Origin of the sequence: Pseudomonas sp. CCNWLW23 (assembly GCF_037095675.1) — a bacterium.
Lineage (GTDB): Bacteria > Pseudomonadota > Gammaproteobacteria > Pseudomonadales > Pseudomonadaceae > Aquipseudomonas > Aquipseudomonas atacamensis.
Window position 1 is genome coordinate 145,821 of sequence record NZ_JBAWKM010000012.1, and the last position, 19,746, is coordinate 165,566.

The window sequence follows — 19,746 nt, forward strand, 5'->3', positions numbered from 1 at the left end:
AATGTCTTATCTTTTTTTGCTTATTGCAGTTTGTGCCGAAGTTGCCGCGACGATGTCTTTAAAGTCAGTAAGAGGGTTGTGTACGCCCCTCCCGTTGTTAATTGTAATTTTAGGTTATGGTACTTCTTTTTGGATGTTGAACTTGGTAGTTCGCACGGTTCCAGTAGGAATTGCGTACGCGATATGGGCGGGCTTGGGGGTTATTCTTGTAACCGTCGGTTGTATTTATTTATATGACCAAAAGGTTGATTATCCCGCAGTGATTGGCATGTCTTTGATAATTTTGGGTGTTTGCACAATTCAAGTGTTTTCGAAGATGCAAATATCCTAACGACCGCCTGCACGCCTTAAACCGCTGGCACTCATAGGTTGTCTTTTCAGATTGTGAACTTTGAAAGCCACTAGTCGGGGGCTGATGTTTTATTCGATGATGTATTAAACCTTATCTTCTTAGCATAATCCGCAAGAATATTGCCTTTACGGTTTGCTGTTAATAGTTTACTTAAATGATCTGTATCATGGTTGTTGTACTGATGCTATCATGCGATAGGTACATTGGCTTGCTGTCTATTCTTCTTCAGAAAATTAGTGTGCGAATCTAAGGTTTTCAAACCCGAGATATCTTCGCTGTGCTCTTGTGATATTTGATTAGCACGAAGTCCTTCAAAAAAAGATGTGTTCTGGCCGTAACTATCTATAAGCGTTATGTTCATCCAATATCATGCCTTCAAGTATTAGACTACTCCATTGGCAAGCGTGAACGACCTTCTGTCTGTCGTCAGTAATCAACAATGTCCTTTGTAGAGTTCGCCTGGCGGCGAGGATGCAGGGCGGTGGCATTCCTGCCGGCCAGCGTACACCGATAACGACAGATAAATGCCCAGCGCCGCCGGTATCAGTCTCATCATCTCGCTATCGGACGGTTGCCTTCAATTTCCTCAGGCAGGCGGGTATTCAGGCAATAGGGTTCCGCCCAAGCGGTGACAGACGTCGAGTTAAAACGACCAAGAATTCATGGCCTTTCGCGCCTTATCCACGACCGAGCGGCTGAAGTTGCGCGGGCTCTTAACGCTGAGGGTTATACCGGCTACACGGAGGTAGTTGACCGTCTGAACTTCGGTAACGGCGTTCAGTGGGTTTCATTCGACGAGTTTCGCGCCTGCTTTGCTGGTTAAGAAGGTGAGGTCCCGTGCTGGAAAGCTGGCTCCAGAGATTGATGCGTCGGCGGACGTTGCAATTTCTGCGGTATGGACTTAAATTCAAACTTCAAATGTACGATTTTCTTACCTCGGAACCATCGAAATGAAAGACGGCATTGAGAAATACCTTGGCCAGTTCTGGGATAAGCGTGCGCTCGAAATCGTTGATGACCCGCTGTCAGTTGATGACTTGGGTGCGCCGATGGAATCGGTCATGGCTATCGAAGCGCTGGTTGAAATCGGGAAAATGTTGAAAGTCAAAATCCCGGTGGATGTCGTGATCCGCAACGGCGGATACGAAACCAAAGAACAGTTCGTCAAGCTGGTCACGTCAGGAATACTTAAGCACCTGAAGGAAAAGACCCATGCATAGTTCGTCGCTGGATGATCAGGACAGGCTGCGCCTGGCTGAGCGCCTGCGAGATGCTCGGGAATACGTAGGGCTTTCCCAAGATGAGGTGGCTCATGCGCTCGGGGTCTCCCGTCCGGCGGTGACCAATATCGAGTCGGGCAACCGCAAAGTGGAGGCGACGGAGCTGAGCAAGCTTGCCAAGCTCTACCGCAAGTCTATGGAGTACCTGATGACCGGAAGAGACCCGGCGCCTTCCGGCCCCACCCAGCTCGCGTTTCTGGCCAGAGCAGTAAATGGACTTTCGCAGCAGGATATTGATGAGGTAGCTCGCTTCGCCGAGTTTCTCAAGCACAAGGGACAGTGAATGGGCTTCCGCGATGTTGTTTTGCGAGCAGCACAGCGTGCGGTCGAGGTCATCGATGAGAGCGGTGCTATGGCTCGCATCGAGCAGGACGGATACACGCGAATCGACCCTTTCCAGATCGCTGCTGATTCTGGGGTGATGGTCATGCTGCGCCCGATGGAGAAGCTGCTCGGGGCATTTCTGGGTGATGAAACACCTGGAATATTGGTCAATGTGGATCGTCCGGCAGGCCTGGTTCACATGACCTGTGCCCACGAGTTGGGTCATTTTTTCATGGGTCACGGCAGCAGCGCCGACGAGAAAATCTATTACGGTTCTCAGGCTGCGCTCGTCGAGCAGGAAGCGGATCAGTTCGGGTACAACCTGCTGGTGCCTCGCAAACTGATCGTCAAAATCATGCAGCGCAAGCAATGGACCAAGCAGGCGCTGTTCCGGCCTGGCGTCCTTTATCAACTGGCGTTACGCATGGGGGTCAGTTACGAAGCGGCGGCATGGTCGCTCAGCCGACATGGCGTCATGAGCGCTGATCAAGTCCGGGAAATGTTGCGGACCAAGCCCGCGATGATCAAGAAAGCGCTGCTCGGCGACCGTTTGGTGGATGCCCGCAAAGAGGTTTGGCTGCTCGACAGCGATGATCGAACTTCAATCCTTGAGCCTCGCCCGGATGATCAACTGGTTGTTCGATTGCCAAGCCGGGCGCCATCAGGATATCTCTGGGAAGCCGATTCCGAAGAGTTAAAGGCGCGGGGATTTCATCTGGAGCCGTTGACCGTACCCTCGACGCCTTCAGTGGATAAGTCGCCGGTTTTCGGCGGTACAGAGATGATGGACTACCTCCTCACTGGCGGAAGGGACAGTGATTCAGAGCCGGTAAACGTGCGGCTCTCGGAGCGTGCGCCATGGGATGCCTCGAGCGCAGCCGCCGACACATTCAGCTCATGCGCCAAGTTTGAGTCGTTGAATCTCGGGCTGACACCGCACTCGCGTAAGCAGTTGCTCAAGGACGGGCTAGCGTGATCATCCCTAAGGTGGTGCTCGATGGGTTCGGTTCGCCAGCAAGGCCTCAGGGGCGACGTCCGACCTGTCTGGCATTTGCATTGTCGGATCTGAATCGACCGAAATCGCCTGCCGATTTGAGTCCTGAATACCTTTATCGGGCGGCCGCCATTTTGACGCCGGATTGGGTGCCAGGCAGCGGAATCACTTTCGATGCTATGCGAGAGGCATCTCGTGTCGGTCAGCCGGAGGAAGCCGCGTTCCCTTACTGCTCTGAAGAGCCTTTGCTCCCCATTCCCGATCTGCCCTCGGGACTTCAGCATTACGGTGACTTGCTGCAGCGAGTATCGGCTGACCCTTCCGATATCGCCTGTTTTATAAGTGCCGGTCAGCCGATCGGATTGGGTCTGCGGGTAACGCCCGAATTCTTCAAACCTGAAGCGGGCCTAGTGGCTTTCGGTGATCAAGTCATGCCAGGACTTCTCCATGCGGTAGTTGCCATTGGCGTGGGGCATGAAGATGGAAATAGTGCGCCATGGTTCTACGTGCGCAATAGCTGGGGCCCCCAATGGGGTGTAGACGGACACGCCTGGATTTCAGGTGCCTATGTAAGCGCGCATGCGGAATGTGCTTTTGGAGTAGAGAATGGCAAAACTGATCGCATCTGAAAGTTTGGGGCAGGCTTGGGTGGCTGCGGCGCGACATCTGGCAGGATGCAAGCAGCGCAAGGATCGGAATTTGATCCTGGAGATCAGCGCTCCTCAGAAGCTGGGCAAGGATGATCTGAAAATCATCAAGGCCGTGGATGCGGCATTGCGCAGCAGTCGTGAAGACCTGAGCGTCGAGACCGTGGCGGGCACCATTTTTCCCAATGGGTTGGCCCGGCGATTTTCTCGTCCCGAGCTATACACAAATTACTTGGCGTTGCTGGCCAAGGGCAAAAAACGCAGTTCGTGGGGCACTTATGCTCAGCGCATGATGAGTCGTCCGAGCCGAAACGGGACCGGGACCATCAATCCGTTGGACGACCTGATTGAGCGTCTGCTTCAAACGCACAACGGTACCAAGTACCAATCGGCGTTCGAGCTGGGGGTCAGTGATCCCGATATTGATCTGGCACCGCCACTCGACGGACATGGGTATGAATTACCGGTGTTCGACCCATCTCGAGATGCAAAACCCCTCAACGTCCCTTGCTTGAGTCATCTGAGCTTCAAAATCACAGATGGCAAACTGGACCTGACCGCGATCTACCGCTCTCAGTGGTACTGCCAGCGTGCGCTGGGCAACCTTATCGGCTTGAGCCAGCTTCACTCGTTTGTGGGCAAGGAATCCAAATATGAATGTGGAGTGCTTACCTGCATCGCAACGCATGCGTATTTGGATACGGAGACCTTTGGCAAGGTGGGTGTCACCAAAGGTCTCTTGGCTTCTCTACCTAGTTGATAGCAATCGTTAGAGCCGTGAAGCCTAGCGACTTCGCAAGCAGGTATTTGGATGATAGGTGAGTCCAAGAAGTGCGATTGCAATGACGCAAATGCGTTCGGGGTGCGAGGGTTCTGGCTGGATCGGCAAGGCCGATGCCCCCCTAGCTCTCTAGATCAATTTGCCCAGAGTTTGCTTGGCTTTCGCTAATGGCCATGTCGGCGTACGCCTATTTTAAGGGCGTGCCCACAAGCCTGCCGGCGCAGCAGGAGAATGAAATCGATCATTTGCTGTCGCATAAGTGGCAGCCGTTTTAATCACCCAGTGCTTGATGGCCGGACGCTTACGTTTTAAGGCACTTCATAATCATGAGCGGTGACATGCGTAGGCAAGTCTCCTAATGCCACAGGCGGCATCCAGCCCAGCGCCGATATGCACTCCATGCATGCCGGACCCGGTCCGCCTTCCTGATTGATCGGCTGAAAAACGTGCTGCATCGATTCACACACGCTGCACTCATCTTGCAGGTTCTCCTCCCTTAGAAGCACGACCAAGGGTGCTTCCCCCTGCAAAAAAGGGGGTATGGACCAGTGCGTTACGCCCCAACTCCTCGCGTCCTTGACTGATGTTGTCCTTAATTGGTACGACTGCGTGAACATGAACGTTTGCCCTTTGGGTATCAGTCCCTGCTCTGAAGAAAATTGCACGAGCTCCGACAATCGTCGTCGTGTTTCCTCATCGAATTCTTGACCGCTTTCGCGTGCTTTTTCCAGCGCGCCAAGGGCAAGGGACACCTGCCTGGTGCTAACAGCCTTGGCGGCAATGGCGCTTGTCTCAGCAGCTTTATTCGACGCCTTTTGAAGCTGAATTTGGATGAGTGGAGTAGGCGCAAATTCAGTCTGCCCTTTTGTCAGATTGCATGGCCCGCACGCCGGCATCCAGTTTTCATATGAATTGATATCGAATGAATCCTTGAGGCCGAATAACGATCGAATAACCCTAAATTGGACCTCGTCCTTGAGAAGCCGCTCGGGCAAAATGTGATCCACTTCCATGGAGGTGAAGTACAGTGGGTGGCGGCAGATGTAGCACTTCATGCCGTGGTTTATAAATATGGCGTACCGTTGGGCAGTAGTGAATTTATACGTCGACATTTGCAATCCCTATCGTTCAGGCAGCGTAAATGCTGGGCTGCCATTGATGATCCATGGCCTAGCTTGAACACTCTGAAACCAAAACTCGCGGATTGGAAGTCACCCGTCACTCACTTATCTACTTCCTCACCTTTCTCAAGAATTTGGTGGAACCATAACTAAAGAATTCTTGGCTTCCTTAACTTGGTTGAAAGGAATTGTTAGAGCAGCGAAGCCTGGCGACTTGCTTGAGAAATTAGGGGGCGCAGGCCGTAGAGTTTGGCCATCCCTGCGCGGAAGTCGCGGACTCCCCCGTAGCTCGGGTGGCGAATGGTTTCTATGGGCAGGCCAAAGCGCGACGCATAGTGCGCTGCGTCCTGACCAATCGCGATAATCTTCCTGATTCTAAGCCAACTGAACAGCTCGCTATTGAGCTCATCCACCAATGCCAGCTCTTTTGCGCTGAATTTGCGGTTGGTGAATGGGTTGCCTGGCTCATGCGGATGAAATGGGAAAACATTCCACAGCAGGGGAGGAATATCGACGGCCTTCAGGACGGCCCAAATCTCCGCAGCAGTACGTTCGGCGATTGCTGGGCCCCGGGTCGCTTGTTGCGACTCGCATCCTGGATAGACGCGAGTCATCTCGGAAAGGTGGAATTCGTCGGTAAGGGCCAGACCGGTCCGACGTCCACCGCGATATCCCAAATCACGCCCCATCCAGATGGTGTCGGTGCCTAGATTGGATACAGCCTGAAGATAGGTTTTCAGGTTTTTGCGACGAGAGGCGGCAGCGCCCGCGCGATCATGCACAGGGCAGGTGTCTGCGTACGGGTTGAACACATTGTCGAGACTGAATTCAGACAAGGCCTTTACGAAGGATGTAGGGGTCATTGCGTTTAGGCCTCTTTGAGGGGCTTGTGAAAAGTCAGCGTCCCTTCAGTAATGTTGACTACCACCGAGCCTCCTCGATGCTCGCGCAGTTCGCGGAACATTCTGAAACCTTCGATGATGGCAAGCTCCCATTGCCAAAGCTTGCATTGCTCAACCTCGTAACCTCGAACCATCCCTTGGATCTGCTTGAGGAGGCCGTAGTCGAGACGTCCAGGTTGAGTTGCTGCGTAGTAGTCATATTTTTTCGCGTGGTCGAAAATCCACGTGGCGATGCCTTCTTCAATGATCGCTGCGCGAGCGCCATCGTCGTTCTCATCCTTAGCGGGGTCGGATTTCCGTTTGCGCTTGAGCAGTGCTCGCAAAACTGGTGACCAACCCAGATGCGCCACATAGGCCAAATGGAAGACATCGTGGAAGCGATAGTCGTCAGGCTCGTTGCTGTTGTCTGTAAGCCGGTCACCGATATAGACGCCATTCAGGCGCTGAACCACATGCTTGTTCTGGCCTTCGCCGCGTTCGATGAATTCAATAGTGAATTCGCGCTCGAACTGCTCATGCTCCGGAAAGCCTTCATCGAAAAGTGGAAATTCACGCTTCTGTTCACCTGGCCAGCGACTGGCCGTTTTTTCCAGGTTTCCCAAGGCCACATCTTCAATGTTCAGGTTGAAGCTGGAGCAGGTCTTGGCGAGTTCCGACAGCAGCTGTCCGAAATAAGCCTCGCGCTTGGGTGGCGCCATACTCGCCAAGCTGGCATGCGACATCTCAGCCAGCACGCCGGCGCTCAGCGCAAGCTTACCCAGTTGCGTTGGGCGGGGGATTGTATCCTCATCGCGCTGTGTTTCGATAAGACCGTCTATCTGACGGAACGTAATCGGCGGCGCGGGAGCTTTCTTGCTTTCGCCGAACTCATCGCGAAGGACAAGAATGCAGTGCTCCCCGAGAGCGTCGGCGGGGATTTTCAGAAGGTGCGCCGCAATGGTCAAGTACCACAGCGCATCGCCCAGTTCTTCTGCGGCCAAGTCGTTTTGTGCGGCCTGCAAACGGTCACGACCTGCTTTTTTCACGGAGGAAAGTAAGCCGCCAATCTCGCCAAAGTATCCGAAGCGAATGTATTGAAGGCTATCGGCATCGTCCTCGAAGCGCATGCTCTCCCGCGCTTTGAGCATGTACTTGGCTACGGTAAGAGCCACCGGACGCGGTTGAGGTACTGGCGCCATCAATCCTCCTTGATCATGTTTAAGCTACCTCATGCGAGTGCCAGCACCTTTTGTCCTAGCACTTGCTGCCGTAGCTCCATCTTCAGCTGTTTGCAGCGACCGACGATTGTCTCGCGATCAGCGTCGATTGCTCCCATTTTCAGCGCGCGTTCACGCACCGAAACGGTCACATCGTAGTGCGGGTAACCCTTGGATTGGAACCAGCTTTTACGCAGGCCCAGTCGAGAGGCGAACGAGTGAAGCTCATCCAGCGTGTCCGCTGCCAAATGGCACCAGAGCTTGCCCCGCCACAGGATCTCTTCTGAATCGACGTAGACCGCCATTCTGCTCGCCTTCTGTGAAAATATGTGCAAATATTTTGCACATTATGGGAAAAAAATTCAACTCTTCATCCGACGTAGCCTTAGTTGGGGCGCAGATCCGTCAAGCTCGCTTGGGTCTTGGACTAACGCTGGTTGAACTCGGCAACGCGGTCAACGTTCATCATTCTCAGATCTCTCGCTACGAGCGGGGGCAGATGAACAGTGTCGGCAAAAATTTGCATAAAATATGCACATTTTTGCAAATTAAAGACGATCCGCGTGAGTATTCACCCAGTGCCGCGAGCTTGGGGCGAAAAGTGGACGAGCTACTTCGAGTTGCGCCGGGGTGCGAGCCGGCAGTGACGAAGTTGGTAGAAGCTTTGGAGGAGCTCATCGCCGCGGCGCTTACCGCAAACACGTCTGCGAGCAGCTCTCTGTCGTCAGTCGATTAACACTCACTGATGCACAAAGCGCCCGCTTATCACTTTGCTTGTGACTTACTAGGGGGGGGCAGCATGGTGATTGCGTCACGTCCTTGACCGTGCACACGGCCAGTACGAAGATTGCAGTCGTATGGAGCTAGCCTGGAAATCCACAGGTGTGTAAGTTTCCTGGCTGTTTGTTGGCTGATCGCAGGTCTGACTTATGAGCACGTCACGTATACGCCCAAACCCAAACCGACAGAAGAAAGGTGCGAAAGCTCGCATCGAGAGTTTGAGGCGGGTTGTAGCAAAGTCCAATCGAACAGACGTTCAGCTGCTTGATCGACTGGCGGCGGGCACGGTGTCGCTTGAGCCTGCAGGACCTTTGGCAGGTAAAGTCTCCAGCGGCTTGGCGGATGTGTGCTCGGAATAGGCTGAATCGTGCAACTTGCCTGGAAACGCATTCTTTCGAGAGCCAGCTGTTATGCCTATTCCCGTAGTCATCTTCGACGCCTTCGGCACCCTCATACAGATCAGTAAAGGCAGTAGCCCTTACCGAAAAATCCTGAAAATTGGAATCGAGCAGGGTCGCCGACCTCAGCCGCACGATGCGGAATGCATCCTGTCTTTGCCTATGGACTTACGCCAGGCAGCTGATTTCTTCGGGATTAGTGTCGATCCCTCCGTGATGGTTTGCTTGGAGTCAGACCTCGGCCGCGAACTTGCTGACATTCAGGCCTACCCAGATGGCATTCATGCCGTTCGAATGCTGCAAGACGCGGGCGTCAGGGTAGCGGTTTGTTCAAATCTCGCGAAACCTTACGCGGCGGCAATTGAACGTCTCTATCCTGCACTGGATGGATACTCCTACAGCTTTGAGGTGGGTGCCGTTAAGCCCTATTTCAAAATATACAGCCATGCCATTCGCGCTGTATCGGCTTCGCCGGCAGAGGTGTGGATGATTGGGGATTCAAAGGAGTGCGATTGCGATGGCCCAACTGCGTTCGGAATGAGGGGGTTCTGGTTGGATCGGCAAGGCCGAAGCCCTCATAGTTCGCTAGATCAATTTGCCGAAAATGTTCTTGGCGGCTGCTTGTAGTCATCCCGCTGATAGAAGCGCTTAGCTGTACAGGCCTTCACTTATGCGGACCAGCATCTCTTCGGCGTAATGAAAGCCAGCGGTGGTCTGAAGTAATTCAAACGGGCTTGTTCCTGCGAGATGGGATTTTGGTTTGGTGAGCCAGTGAGTCGCTTTTTCGGATGTGCCAAAAACAGCGGTAGCCATCGCAACCATATGCACAGCTCGGTACATCCGATCGCTGGCCCCGGCGTCTAATGGCGATTCGTCTTTTAGACAAGCGTGGAACATTTTGCTTGGGATGATCCATTCTCTGTCGACAGACCGTAAGACGCCGTCATCGCAGAGCGCTTGTAGCTTGGCGGCTGAAAAGCCGGATTCTATTGCTTTATGTATGGCGAGATCTGAGGCGTCAGGCGGGATAAGCAAATAGGTTTCAAGCAAAGACCTGTAAGCCCTATGTAGGGCGGCCCGTGGGGATTCCGATGATGGCCGAATAAATGATGAGCGAACTATCGGGTTTAGCACAATCAAGCCATTTTGCATCTCGATACTGAACTCGTCGCCAATCGCCAAGCCGGTTTGGGCAAGGAATTCGGCAGGAAGATTGATAATTACATCTCCGCTGCCATCTTTTGGATCGATGCTCTCGACTACCCAACGGTTTTTCTGGTTCATAATCTGCAATCAGTTTATGCCTACATTATTTTGATTATGCTCGCGTTCCCATGGTCGTGCACGTTTGGCACAGCGTTTTCGCTAGACTGAGCTTGTAGTAGGTAGCGTACAAAGTCTACTAAACTTCAATAAATGTCCATTCTGGCGTGATGTCGATTGATCACGTTGCAATTTTCCAATACTGCATGAGGCTCCCTTCGGGGCTCCTAACGCGTAATCTGCACTTGCTGGGCTGCGCGAGATAGCGACTGCATCCTGCCACTGATGGTTCTGAACATTTTGTCCGAGACGAGCGGGTAATTAGAACACCGGGCGACTGGGTCGAGACGATTGCAAGATCTCAAGGACTCGCTGCACACGATTATATATTCGCCACGTAAGTTCATGAATTGCACTTCACAAGTATGCCTATTATTGGATCCTGTATAGTACGATCGGATTATTCCTAGCACGTGCACGATGTGAGTCGCTGCGGATCTGACACAGTATAGCCTTCCGATGACTATTCCCAATCTGACGTCAGAGCAACAGTTTATTCCTCGCTAGGGTGGCTTTGATGGTCCGCTCCACAACATCGACCAGAACTAAAGTTTGTTGTTCGACTTCGATATTGAGAAAATCACCGACTTTGTAGAAGGGAAACGTAGTTCGGCGAAGCGTTTCCGGAATCAAGTAGATTGTGACCATATCACCTTCCATGTCGGCTACAGTAAGGCTACATCCGTTCACACCTATGAAACCGCGGGGAAAAACATATTTGCTCCAATTCGCAGGTATACAAAATTTAACGAAGCTGCAACTATCTGTGATCGAAAGCTCTGTGAGCACCGCTGTGGTGGCGATATGTCCCCCCATTAAGTGGCCACCGACTTCGGCATTGATTTTCATCGCGCGCTCGATATTTAATAGCTGACCGGATTGGAAATATCGTATATTGGTGCGCTCTAACGTAGCTGTCATGGCATCGAAGCTGACCTGGGTACCTTGAATTTGCGTGACCGATAGGCACGTACCTTCGACACTGATACTCGCTCCAATCTTCAAATCGTCCAGCAATTCTTCTGTGAAGTTCACGGTCATTTGATTGTGGCCTGGGTTGACCGTCACGCTAATTAAAGGGCAAACAGCTTGGACGATGCCGGTATACATCAAGTTTCTCCAAATAAATTAATGCTATTTTTGATCGTGAGTTTGAAGGAGGGGTAATAATTCGAAGCGCCCCGTCTAGGTAAGTTGTCTATGACTCATTAAGCTATAATTTTGCGCGGAAGTGGCTAAATAATATTAGTACATTTTAAATGTAGTATGGTTGAGAAGGTGCATGCGCAATGGGGAGGAAATAATACTCCAAAAATGAATGTTATATTTTTAACCTTCATGCAATCTAACAAGTTTTCTACCGCTTTATATCGTCATTTATAGAATTCAGTTCTCTAGCTAATAAGATATTAAATTACGTCGTAGCACTAAACAGTTCTGTGAGATGCCTCTTTTAAAATCTCAGCTGGGAGCTATTCCCAAGGATAACGACCAGCCGAGCTAGTCTAAATTATACTTACCAGCCTAGCATTTTAGTGCCATAGAAAAGGAAGGCTGGTTATAATTTTGTTAGGTTAGTTAGGGTAGTTAGGGTCCAAAGTATGTATCTCTGAAGAGAAATTATTTTCAATTGTTTCGAGTGTTTTAAGGTCTGCCTGCTGGCTTGCATCTATCTCTGCTCCTGCCTGAATTTTTCTAATTGTTCGGCCGCATTGGATTAATACTTGGGCAAATTCAACTCGCGAGAGCGCGGTATTTCCTCTATACCTAGAATCGTATCCACTTGCATCACAATTATATCTATCTGATAATTCAATAAATTGCGTCCTTGACGGATCCGCTAGGTGAACATCGCCAGACGAATCTGCATGAGCCGACATGCCGCATACTAAGAAAACAAGTGAAATTGCTTTGGTTTTCATAAATCTTCTCCAATGCGTATAGTTTGTCATTGTTGCAAGACTGAGGCTAGCTTAGCCTGGTAAATAGTCAAATCAATACACCAATCCATGTGTATATAACATCTTTCTAATTAAAGCTATGTAACTGAAGAGAGATCTTTTTAAGTGTTTGAAAGATGAGAAGCTCAGACTAGTCCAAGAAACTTTTCAGCGTACGAACGGGCTAGATACTATATTACGTAATGGGTTTTTGGATGAGTTTTTGAGAAAAAACCCCTAACCAATTCTTCAGGGGAGATTGCTTTCGAATATAACCAGCCCTGAAGGGAGAAAATTCCGATCTGTAAAAGCTTATCGCTTTGATGTTTTTCTTCAATACCTTCAACTATAATATCCAGATCAAGACGCTTAGCCAGACATGTTATTTGTTCTATGATTATGAAGTTGGTCTCATTTGAAGTCGGCGACAAAAAGACGCGGTCAATTTTGAGCTTGTCCAGCGGTAGAGTGTTTATGTATGAAAATGATGAATAACCTGTGCCGAAATCGTCAAGGGCAATTTTATGACCTTGAGATCGAATTCGTTTTAAATTTTGTACAGCCAGCGGTTCGTCGAGAGCAACGTTTTCAGTGATCTCAAACATTAGATTTATCGAATAGGCATTGTATCGGTGGATTAATTCGCTGAGGAAGTCTGGAAATGTTGGATCCATAACGTCACGAGAAGACAGATTTATACTTATATAAAAATCATTGCATGCTCGAATTCCTGTGCAGTAGTCTTCTACAACTCGCGTGCATACCCATCTAGTAGCGTCGGCAATAATTTCAGTATTCTCAATGGCTGATATGAATAACGACGGTGGGACATCTTTTCCTTTATGCTTCCACCGTAGTAAAGCTTCGGCTCCGATCCATAGTCCTGTTCTAGCATCTACTATAGGTTGGTACTTTAGACTGAGATCATTCATATGTAGAGATTTTTTAAATCTAGCAGCTATCGCGATATTTTCTTGATAGTAATAACTTGATAATTTATAGGCGGCTACTGCGCAACAAACGCTTCCTGTTAAGATTATCATTAGTTTTACAGGGTGTATTACGTAACTTAGGACTGGTGGCAATTTAGAGTTTGCATGCAGTAGGTCTATAATTTCTGAGCAGTAATATACGCCAGCTCCCATTGATCCGCAGATTATCAACCAATACATACAAAATGCTGCTCCTTTGGTGGTCGGACTCCTGTACATGCTGTTAGAGGATAGCGAGCTCACGAGCAGTTGCTTCGCTTTGGAAAACAATTGGTTTTGTTCAACTTCGAGTTTCATAGATATGGATGCTTGCAATGTTTGTATTTGGCAAATCATAGCGGGGAACGCAGCCTTGTAAATGCAATTGAAGCATCATTCACGGAAAATCACTATTTTTCATATCGGTGGTCTTCTCGCGTTCTAGAATTGGTGTTTGTGCTTAGCCTTTTTGTGTCGTAACAGTGAGCGCTACTTAGCTCATAGATCATAAAACAAAATGACGGTGTTGATTTGATTTTGCTGACTGTTAACTGTGCATTTGATTTCGAAACATAAGAAGAGTTAAAGGCGAGATCTCGGTCATTAAACAGTTCGGGCTTTGTATCGGTGCTTAGACTTTGTTCGTAAATCGTATGGCCTTTAAGGCTAAATATTTTTGAGAATTTTTGTTCGCTGCGCAGGTCGCCTACTTGATAATATCCAAAGAGTTTTTCTCCGTCTGAGTATAGTCTCTGAGTGGATTTGAGTATTGTTCGATCACTAGTAATGATTATTCCTGTAGAGAAGTAATCGCCCTCGACGATGTCGTTTGGTCTAATAGAAATGATATAGGACATGCCTATAATCAATATCATGCAAGCTGTTATCGTTATGTTTTTGGTAATCAATTTAGGCAGTCCTCTATATGCTTTTCGGTAATGCTATCTAAAGCACTTTCATGTGCAAGTATAAATTTTGGCGTGGTTGGGTTGCTCATGCAGATAAAGTCGATATAGCTATGCATTTTATTTACAAGTACAAAAGTGCGATCATTAGATAAATGAATGAATTTCTGGATGGTGGCCTTCGTTACTGATTGGATTGTGTCGATTGCAGAGTCATCTTCCGCCACATACAAGATTTCACTCCCACCTATTTTTACGTTACGTGTCGCATACCAAAGTCCTTCTTCCCAGGTATAAAATATTTTAATAAAGAATATAATTGACGTCAGAGCTGTGAGCAGTATAAGAGCTGATACAGCTCCGTGAGAAGTTAGGTCGAACTTCCCATTTAGCGAGGTGCTTTTGGTAGTGGGTGTGTTACTTCTTGGATTCGTCCTTGTTTCGGGAAGAATATCGTGGAAATTGTCTTCGCTGTCCACCTGCTCTTCGTTTATCAGTTGAAGATCCTTTTTGTTGGCGATGTATCCTGCATTAAAAAGGTACCCTCTTCGGGATACCGTTTTTATGATTACTGAATCGCCGTCCTCGAATATTTGTCTTAAAGCGGATATGGATTGATTTAAACTGTTTTGAGTTACTACTCTACCAGGCCACGCGGTTGCAATAATTATTTCTCGATCTATGATCGTGTCAGGAGACGTTAGTAGTGTTTCTAGTATTCTTGCCGTGGCATAGCCGATATTCGCAGACCTAATTCTAAGCCCGCTTTGAATTATCGTATACTCGAGGCTGTCAGATGCAAAAATTATAAATGTGTCTTTAGAGCCGGTTTTTAAGTAAAAGATCTTTTCTTTATTTAATTCGGATTCAGTTTTCATTTTTGTTCATCGTTATGTACATGTGTCTATTATTTTAGCAGGTAAAATTCTGTTTGCACGAGGTAGTACCCTGGCAATATCAAGCCCTAGTTTTGGTTGTGTGCAACTGTTGGTGCTTTATGCCCATATGCTGATTTTTACCTGTGCTTCTGGAGCGGCGAACTATTTAACGGCTTTTCTACTGATTGTGTAAAGGCCTGTGAAATCGACGTTGCGTTGAACTATCTTAAATTGTGCCTTAGAGTGCGGCACGTGCAATTACTGCGAGTTAATAATAGTGACACATTAGGCAAAAGTGCGATTGGGTGAAAGTTTTTTTGTGGTTTAATATTTTTTAATAACTATTAATGTTATTTCATTGGTCTTGTCGCGTGATTGAGCTAGATTTAGGTTGGTATGAGTGCATTCGCTTGCAATATCGTGTTTAATTTACAAATTGGTTGCTCAAATTGATTGATAATGAGGGAGTGCGGAAAAGCTTTCGTTCCGATGGATATGTGGTGGTTCGTTCACTCATCCCTAGGCAAGAAATAAGTATAGCCGGAAAACTTGTGAGGCGGGTGATCGCGCGATTTCGCTCGGGTGAGCACATTATCAATAGAGCAGGAATAAGCATTGGTGACTTCACTCGTATTTTTCCAGATGATAATCCAAAAATTAATCCGGCTGAGTGGGATCATGAACCCTATATAATAAGAAATCTTCTTTCCTTTGAACCTCTTTTGGCTCGATTGTTTGCGTTTGAGTCTATTTGGTATTGCGCTTCATATTTGTTGGATCGAGAGCCCGAAGATTTATTGTTCCACTTCTCCAACTTGACGAGAAAATCTGCGCAATCGGGTCCTGGTGTTCGGTGGCATCGAGACTTTAAAAATACATATTTTGCAAATGAAAGCGGAGTTTTTTTAAGGGTCTTAATTCCCTTGAATTCGATGTCACATATTAATGGGGGCACTACTTTTATCAGAGGGTCGCATACCCGACTTGATAACTCTCTTGTCGATTCTTATTGTCCAGACGTTAAGCCTGGTGATTGCTTGATTATTCACTCCAAGACTTTGCATGGCGGTGCGCCAAATCGTAGTAAATTTGATAGAGATTTAATTGTTCTGCAATTTGGATTGAAAGAGTCTCGGCTTAGATATAAAGCAAATGAGCTGATGTCATTGTCAAATCAAGAGCAAATGTCAAAATTTAGTGAGGGAGTTAGCCGTGTATCGAACTTTCGTTTGATTAAACAGGTGGAGGATTGAAAACAGCCTCAATGAGCTGGTGGTGTCGTTTCTGCGACCCGGGCCAAGCACCATGGGTAATCACGAACCGAACCTTGTAAATGCCTGTAGACCATTTTCAGGTTCGAATGGCTCGCTATCAACGTCCGAGCTCGCATTAGCCAAAAAAAATTATGAATCTAAAAAAATGATAGGCTGGGAAACCTGCTAGGAAACAGGTAGTTATATTTAACTAACTGTTAGGTTTATTTAGGTATAACGGTGTAAAAATCGGTTTCTTTATATATGAGCTCAACCTTCCCAACCCGTGCGTTGGTCCTGAGTAGGCTCCGCGAACCAGCCACTGACAAAAAGTTGAGGGTCATTGGTGTTGCTTCCTCCGGATTGATCCGGTGGGCGATCCCACAGTAACCCAACGCTAATTGGCAAAAATCCAGCACTAGTCATGGTTCACAAGCTAGGTCCCTGGGTCAGCGAAAATTAGGTAACTGTTCTAATCCTACTCTTGGCGATAACAGCTGATGTTAAAATAGGGAGTATGCAAATGGCGCAGACTCCTTCGGAGGCCGGTGTTTACGGGAGAAGAGGGTGCAGCACGTCATCAATCTGAAAATTATCAGTCCAGCTTTCTTAGAAAAATATGGGGCTTGGCCGTCCTTCCAGCAAAAATTCTAGGACGTTATGCCTAATTTTCCGTCAGTACGCTAAGCGTACTGACCATTTCGAAACAACGCATGAAGTTCTTGACGTTAAGGCCGATGGCGTGTGCTAAGAAATACGCGTATACCATCATGATTAATGCTGAAGTTCTGAAACTACTAGCCCGCCCCTTGCAATCAGGGGAAAAGGAGCGGCATTGTTTGATCTGGTGCCTCGATCTAGGGAGCAACCTAACCTAAGTGAGTGTCTGATTTCATTACACCAGTACACGGCGTCGAGAAGCTACAACTGGCGACCTGATGTCCCTTCTATTCGGCGTGGCTCGCGGGCGCTGCCGTTCATTGCGAATAGATATACTCTTTTTGCCTGAGCATTAACCGGGCCCATTCCGGCTATGCTTATGGATTGTCAACGTGGGCGATTGGACCGGTGGCTAGGCCGGTTGATGGACTGTGGGAAGGAAGAGCTATGCTGCTGATATTCAAAGCTTTTGTGTTTATTAGTATGAAGTTAATAACCTATGCATTGGTAGGTGGAAATTAAATATCAGACTCTTTATAGTAATGAATTATTTTTTGGCAGGGGCTACTTTTCCTGCTTTTTAAGAAGATCTGCAAGTGCTGAAAATGGGTTGTGGGTAGCGACTGAGATTTTGGGGGAACTCATTGAAGAGTCTGTGAAATACTGTTGGTCAGTGTAACGAGAGTGCTCATTGTCATGACAAAATAGGCAAAGAAGTTCCCAGTTTGAGCCGTCCTGAGGGTTGTTATCGTGATTGTGGTCGCGATGGTGTACGGTCAGTTCGCTCAATCTCTTGCCGGAAAATTCACGGGTGCAGCGGCCGCACACGTGTGGGTACATCTTCAGCGCTTTATCGCGGTAGCCCATTTCTTTGTCGCGTTTGGCGTCAGCCAAAATTCGATCCAGCTTTGCAGTTTCTGCCGAAGATTTTGTCATTTCTTCTTACCTTTAAAAATTCAAATGGACCACGTGTTGTGATCAAGTCGTTGAGATCATGCCTTTTTGAAGCTGCACCGTTTTTCGAGTTTCACAGAAATGTGGCATGTATGGGGGCCATGCCCATGACATCTGTGTCGCATTCCATATTACTAGCAGATACACGCACAACAGCTCCCAGTTCGAGCCGTCCTGCGGGTTGTTGTCGTGGTTGTGGTCGCGGTGGTGCACGGTCAGTTCGCTCAGGCGCTTGCCGGAAAACTCACGGGCGCAGCGGCCGCAGACGTGCGGGTACATCTTCAGGGCCTTGTCGCGGTAGCCCATTTCCTTGTCGCGCTGGTTGTCGGCGAGGATGCGGTCCAGCTTCGACGTGTTGGTGGGGGTGGACGAACTCATGGGTTCACCTTTGCAGAAAGACTGATGACGGTTATGCGCAGAGTTTAGCTCAGCCCTTGAGCTTCTCGGCAATCCAGATCGTGTGGCGGGTGCCCTTGTTGCCGTGGGCGAAGACCTGGACTTCTTCGGCCTTGAAGCCGGCCTTCTTCAATTTGTCGGAAAACTGTCGGTCAGCGCTGGCCGACCACACCGCGAGCACGCCTTTGGGGCGCAGGGCCTTGGCGCAGGCATTCAGACCAGCGGCGGAGTACAGCCAACTGTTGGCCTTCTGGGTCAGACCTTCAGGGCCGTTGTCGACGTCGAGCATGATCGCGTCGAAACCGTTCGGCTCGCTTTGCAGCACGTTGGCCACATCTTCCATGCGGATCACCGTGCGCGGATCGAGCAATGGCCGACCGGACTTCTCCCCGAGCGGGCCGCGATTCCACTCGACTACGCCGGGCACCAGCTCAGCGACCACCACTTCGGCGGACTTGCCCAGGTGCTTGAGTGCCGAGGCGAGGGTGAAACCCATGCCCAGGCCGCCGATCAACACCCGCGAATTCGGCCGGCCGGCGACCTTGCGGCAGGGAATCTCGGCCAGCGCATCTTCAGAACCGTGCATGCGCGTGTTCATCAACTGTCCGCCGTCGCCGCCCTGGATCTTGATGACGAAATCCTCGCCATACTCGAACAGGCACAGGGCACCGCCGTTTTCAGGGATCGGGGTGGTGTCGAGCAGAACGAAACGTTTCATGGAAATCTCTACAAGGGGGAAGGCAAGCAGGCGCGTTGGGAGTAGCCTGAGCACAGACTAAAGGCCAAACGGAGCCCTTGATGAAGCGCACCATTCTAACGGTCATTACCCTGGCCGCGCTCGCGATTACTGCAGTGCAGGCCCAGCAGAGCGTTCCAGTCAGCCCGACGCCGCAACCCGGTTCGCCCGGCACTGCGACGCCGACGCCGTATCCGCAGATCACCCCGATCACCCTGCCCAAGTCGGGCGCCGGCAGCGGCAGCCCGCCGCTGGTACCGATCGAAATGCCCAGCCCGCCGAGCAAGGATCAACCGGTGCCGGGCATCGAGCCGAACGGCAACAAGGTCAAGTCCCCCGGCGGTTAAACCTGTTGTGCGGCGAGTTGGCCGTCGGCCATGCGCAGGCGTTTGGACAGCGAGACGGCGAGGGCGCGGATGATCTTTGCGGCGATTTTCGGTGCGTCGTTGAGCATTTTTTCCAGCGAATCCTTGCCCAGATTGAGCAACTGACAGTTGCTCGCCGCGATGCAGGTAGCCGAGCGGCGCTCGCCATCGAGCACGGCCATTTCACCGAAGGCGCGACCGCTGCGCAGGGTGGCCATGGTGATCACCTGGCCGTCGGCGCCGGTTTTCTGCACGGCGACCTGGCCGGTGTGGATGATGCACATGAAACTGCCGGCATCACCCTCGCGAAAAATCGCCTCGCCCTCAGCCACGGTGCTGATACTGAAATAGCCGGAAGCGGCCGCAAAGTCGGCCAGTTGCAATTGATCGAACAGGCCACAGTCCATCAGCCAGTCGCGGATTTCGTTGTTCAGAAAGGTCGGTTCAGACATGTCGATGCGGTCTTTTTGTTATCACATTTCAAGGCTATACACGGATCCCGTAGGAACGGGCTCTTGTGGCGAGGGGATTTATCCCCGCTCGGCTGCGCAGCAGTCGCAAATCCTGCCAACTCGGTGCTTCAGAAATAC

The 19,746-nt window shown here is 49.7% G+C and carries 23 protein-coding genes; 10 read left to right on the top strand and 13 right to left on the bottom strand.

Features of this window, described 5'->3' with window-relative positions; all coding sequences use genetic code 11:
• Position 1: 1 nt before the first annotated feature.
• The 6 genes from V8J63_RS16700 to V8J63_RS16725 all read left to right on the top strand — a co-directional run bounded on the left by V8J63_RS16700 (position 2) and on the right by V8J63_RS16725 (position 4,357).
• Positions 2 to 331: a DMT family transporter gene (locus V8J63_RS16700; protein WP_336464346.1), complete on the top strand. Its 330-nt coding sequence runs from the start codon at positions 2 to 4 to the stop codon at positions 329 to 331.
• A gap of 971 nt (positions 332 to 1,302) precedes the next feature.
• Positions 1,303 to 1,572 carry an acyl carrier protein gene (locus V8J63_RS16705; RefSeq protein ID WP_336464347.1) on the top strand — a complete coding sequence of 90 codons (270 nt, stop codon included), beginning with the start codon at positions 1,303 to 1,305 and terminating at the stop codon, positions 1,570 to 1,572.
• Positions 1,565 to 1,915 (top strand): helix-turn-helix domain-containing protein, encoded by a 351-nt coding sequence (locus V8J63_RS16710; protein WP_336464348.1) that lies wholly within the window; start codon positions 1,565 to 1,567, stop codon positions 1,913 to 1,915. The genes V8J63_RS16705 and V8J63_RS16710 overlap by 8 nt, the downstream gene beginning before the upstream one ends.
• Positions 1,916 to 2,932, top strand: coding sequence for an ImmA/IrrE family metallo-endopeptidase (locus tag V8J63_RS16715; protein WP_336464349.1), 1,017 nt, complete (start codon positions 1,916 to 1,918; stop codon positions 2,930 to 2,932).
• Positions 2,929 to 3,579 (top strand): C1 family peptidase, encoded by a 651-nt coding sequence (locus V8J63_RS16720; protein WP_336464350.1) that lies wholly within the window; start codon positions 2,929 to 2,931, stop codon positions 3,577 to 3,579. The genes V8J63_RS16715 and V8J63_RS16720 overlap by 4 nt, the downstream gene beginning before the upstream one ends.
• Entirely contained in the window at positions 3,557 to 4,357 is an 801-nt protein-coding gene (locus tag V8J63_RS16725) for a hypothetical protein (RefSeq protein WP_336464351.1), read from the top strand. The genes V8J63_RS16720 and V8J63_RS16725 overlap by 23 nt, the downstream gene beginning before the upstream one ends.
• 329 nt (positions 4,358 to 4,686) lie before the next feature.
• On the opposite strand, the gene V8J63_RS16730 is transcribed toward V8J63_RS16725, so the two are convergent.
• The 4 genes from V8J63_RS16730 to V8J63_RS16745 all read right to left on the bottom strand — a co-directional run bounded on the left by V8J63_RS16730 (position 4,687) and on the right by V8J63_RS16745 (position 7,902).
• Positions 4,687 to 5,490, bottom strand: coding sequence for an HNH endonuclease (locus V8J63_RS16730; protein ID WP_336464352.1), 804 nt, complete (start codon positions 5,488 to 5,490; stop codon positions 4,687 to 4,689).
• A 200-nt stretch (positions 5,491 to 5,690) separates the two neighbouring features.
• A complete protein-coding gene (locus tag V8J63_RS16735) occupies positions 5,691 to 6,362 on the bottom strand; it encodes a uracil-DNA glycosylase (RefSeq protein ID WP_336464353.1) in 672 nt (223 codons plus the stop codon).
• A 5-nt stretch (positions 6,363 to 6,367) separates the two neighbouring features.
• Positions 6,368 to 7,579, bottom strand: a complete 1,212-nt coding sequence (locus tag V8J63_RS16740) for a nucleoside triphosphate pyrophosphohydrolase family protein (protein WP_336464354.1) — start codon at positions 7,577 to 7,579, stop codon at positions 6,368 to 6,370.
• A gap of 29 nt (positions 7,580 to 7,608) precedes the next feature.
• A complete protein-coding gene (locus tag V8J63_RS16745; RefSeq protein WP_336464355.1) occupies positions 7,609 to 7,902 on the bottom strand; it encodes a DUF4031 domain-containing protein in 294 nt (97 codons plus the stop codon).
• A gap of 44 nt (positions 7,903 to 7,946) precedes the next feature.
• Here V8J63_RS16745 and V8J63_RS27830 point away from each other — a divergent pair, with 44 nt between their 5' ends.
• The gene (locus V8J63_RS27830) at positions 7,947 to 8,333 is read left to right on the top strand and encodes a helix-turn-helix domain-containing protein (protein WP_442963532.1); all 387 of its coding nucleotides are present in this window, start codon (positions 7,947 to 7,949) and stop codon (positions 8,331 to 8,333) included.
• A 454-nt stretch (positions 8,334 to 8,787) separates the two neighbouring features.
• The gene (locus tag V8J63_RS16750; RefSeq protein WP_336464356.1) at positions 8,788 to 9,402 is read left to right on the top strand and encodes an HAD family hydrolase; all 615 of its coding nucleotides are present in this window, start codon (positions 8,788 to 8,790) and stop codon (positions 9,400 to 9,402) included.
• A 21-nt stretch (positions 9,403 to 9,423) separates the two neighbouring features.
• On the opposite strand, the gene V8J63_RS16755 is transcribed toward V8J63_RS16750, so the two are convergent.
• From V8J63_RS16755 to V8J63_RS16775, 5 genes are all read right to left on the bottom strand, one after another.
• Positions 9,424 to 10,059: an antitoxin Xre/MbcA/ParS toxin-binding domain-containing protein gene (locus V8J63_RS16755; RefSeq protein ID WP_336464357.1), complete on the bottom strand. Its 636-nt coding sequence runs from the start codon at positions 10,057 to 10,059 to the stop codon at positions 9,424 to 9,426.
• A gap of 519 nt (positions 10,060 to 10,578) precedes the next feature.
• Positions 10,579 to 11,208 carry a riboflavin synthase subunit alpha gene (locus tag V8J63_RS16760; RefSeq protein WP_336464358.1) on the bottom strand — a complete coding sequence of 210 codons (630 nt, stop codon included), beginning with the start codon at positions 11,206 to 11,208 and terminating at the stop codon, positions 10,579 to 10,581.
• A 464-nt stretch (positions 11,209 to 11,672) separates the two neighbouring features.
• On the bottom strand, positions 11,673 to 12,020 hold the full coding sequence (locus V8J63_RS16765) for a hypothetical protein (protein ID WP_336464359.1): 348 nt from the start codon (positions 12,018 to 12,020) through the stop codon (positions 11,673 to 11,675).
• 209 nt (positions 12,021 to 12,229) lie between these two features.
• Complete coding sequence (locus V8J63_RS16770) at positions 12,230 to 13,327, bottom strand: EAL domain-containing protein (RefSeq protein WP_336464360.1); 1,098 nt, start codon at positions 13,325 to 13,327, stop codon at positions 12,230 to 12,232.
• 586 nt (positions 13,328 to 13,913) lie between these two features.
• A complete protein-coding gene (locus V8J63_RS16775; protein ID WP_336464361.1) occupies positions 13,914 to 14,792 on the bottom strand; it encodes a winged helix-turn-helix domain-containing protein in 879 nt (292 codons plus the stop codon).
• Positions 14,793 to 15,241: 449 nt separating this feature from the next.
• Between V8J63_RS16775 and V8J63_RS16780 the strand changes: the two genes are divergently transcribed.
• On the top strand, positions 15,242 to 16,045 hold the full coding sequence (locus tag V8J63_RS16780) for a phytanoyl-CoA dioxygenase family protein (RefSeq protein WP_336464362.1): 804 nt from the start codon (positions 15,242 to 15,244) through the stop codon (positions 16,043 to 16,045).
• Between the two features lie 1,224 nt (positions 16,046 to 17,269).
• On the opposite strand, the gene V8J63_RS16785 is transcribed toward V8J63_RS16780, so the two are convergent.
• From V8J63_RS16785 to V8J63_RS16795, 3 genes are read right to left on the bottom strand one after another with little or no spacing between them, the layout of a single operon-like run.
• Positions 17,270 to 17,641: a YajD family HNH nuclease gene (locus tag V8J63_RS16785; RefSeq protein ID WP_336464363.1), complete on the bottom strand. Its 372-nt coding sequence runs from the start codon at positions 17,639 to 17,641 to the stop codon at positions 17,270 to 17,272.
• Positions 17,642 to 17,683: 42 nt separating this feature from the next.
• Positions 17,684 to 18,037, bottom strand: coding sequence for a YajD family HNH nuclease (locus V8J63_RS16790; RefSeq protein WP_442963531.1), 354 nt, complete (start codon positions 18,035 to 18,037; stop codon positions 17,684 to 17,686).
• A 49-nt stretch (positions 18,038 to 18,086) separates the two neighbouring features.
• The gene (locus V8J63_RS16795; RefSeq protein WP_016771229.1) at positions 18,087 to 18,773 is read right to left on the bottom strand and encodes a spermidine synthase; all 687 of its coding nucleotides are present in this window, start codon (positions 18,771 to 18,773) and stop codon (positions 18,087 to 18,089) included.
• An 80-nt stretch (positions 18,774 to 18,853) separates the two neighbouring features.
• Between V8J63_RS16795 and V8J63_RS16800 the strand changes: the two genes are divergently transcribed.
• Complete coding sequence (locus tag V8J63_RS16800; protein WP_016771228.1) at positions 18,854 to 19,138, top strand: hypothetical protein; 285 nt, start codon at positions 18,854 to 18,856, stop codon at positions 19,136 to 19,138.
• Here the strand turns inward: V8J63_RS16800 and V8J63_RS16805 are convergent.
• On the bottom strand, positions 19,135 to 19,608 hold the full coding sequence (locus tag V8J63_RS16805) for a cyclic nucleotide-binding domain-containing protein (RefSeq protein WP_016771227.1): 474 nt from the start codon (positions 19,606 to 19,608) through the stop codon (positions 19,135 to 19,137). The two genes, V8J63_RS16800 and V8J63_RS16805, sit on opposite strands and share 4 nt — an antisense overlap.
• Positions 19,609 to 19,746: the final 138 nt, after the last annotated feature.